The sequence below is a fragment of the Rhodanobacter lindaniclasticus genome (assembly GCF_004799035.1).
Classification (GTDB): Bacteria; Pseudomonadota; Gammaproteobacteria; order Xanthomonadales; family Rhodanobacteraceae; genus Rhodanobacter; species Rhodanobacter lindaniclasticus.
Genome location: NZ_MWIO01000065.1, coordinates 1 through 1,288 on the forward strand (window position 1 = coordinate 1; position 1,288 = coordinate 1,288).

General features: G+C 64.7%; 1 protein-coding gene. It reads right to left on the reverse strand.

Annotated features, from left to right (window positions below; translation table 11 throughout):
* Window positions 1-96: 96 nt before the first annotated feature.
* A complete protein-coding gene (gene tuf, locus B1991_RS16650) occupies window positions 97-1,287 on the reverse strand; it encodes an elongation factor Tu (protein WP_136259804.1) in 1,191 nt (396 codons plus the stop codon).
* Between the last annotated feature and the right edge of the window lies 1 nt (window position 1,288).

Consider the following 1,288-nt stretch of genomic DNA (forward strand, 5'->3'; position numbering starts at 1 on the left):
CGTGCGGCTCCGTTCGCCCGGTGACCTTTACTTCAGCCATCCTCCCTGATGGCAAAGATCAAACCGGCATCCATGCCGGACTTCTCACAAGAGCTATTACTTGATGACCTTGGCCACCACGCCGGCGCCGACGGTGCGGCCGCCTTCGCGGATGGCGAAACGCAGGCCTTCGTCCATCGCGATCGGGTGGATCAGGCTCACCACCATCTTCACGTTGTCGCCCGGCATCACCATCTCCACGCCTTCGGGCAGGGTCACCGCACCGGTCACGTCGGTGGTGCGGAAGTAGAACTGCGGACGGTAGCCCTTGAAGAACGGGGTATGGCGGCCACCCTCGTCCTTGCTCAGCACATAGACCTCGGCCTCGAAGTCGGTGTGCGGGGTGATCGTGCCCGGCTTGGCCAGCACCTGGCCACGCTCCACGTCGTCACGCTTCAGGCCGCGCAGCAGCAGACCGGCGTTGTCGCCTGCCTGACCCTGGTCCAGCAGCTTGCGGAACATCTCCACGCCGGTGACCGTGGTCTTCTGCGTGTCGCGGATGCCGACCACTTCGATTTCGTCGCCCACCTTGATCACGCCGCGCTCGATACGACCGGTCACCACGGTGCCGCGGCCGGAGATCGAGAACACGTCTTCCACCGGCATCAGGAACGGCTTGTCGATGGTGCGCACCGGCTCGGGGATGTAGCTGTCCAGCGCGTCCACCAGCTTGATGATCGACGGCACGCCGATCTCGCTCTGATCGCCTTCCAGCGCCTTCAGCGCCGAACCGTGGATGATCGGGGTGTCGTCGCCGGGGAAGTCGTACTTGCTGAGCAGCTCGCGCACTTCCATCTCGACCAGCTCGAGCAGCTCGGCGTCATCGACCATGTCCGCCTTGTTCAGGAACACCACGATGTACGGCACGCCGACCTGGCGCGACAGCAGAATGTGCTCGCGCGTCTGCGGCATCGGGCCGTCCGCGGCCGAGCACACCAGGATCGCACCGTCCATCTGCGCCGCACCGGTGATCATGTTCTTCACGTAGTCCGCGTGGCCGGGGCAGTCGACGTGCGCGTAGTGCCGGGTCGGCGACTCGTATTCCACGTGCGCGGTCGAGATCGTGATACCGCGCGCCTTCTCTTCCGGCGCCGCGTCGATCGCGCTGTAGTCCTTGAACTCGCCACCGAAACGCTCGGCTCCGACCTTCGTCAGCGCCGCCGTCAGCGTCGTCTTGCCGTGATCCACGTGACCAATCGTGCCGACGTTGACGTGCGGCTTGGTGCGTTCGAATTTACCCTTTGCCATG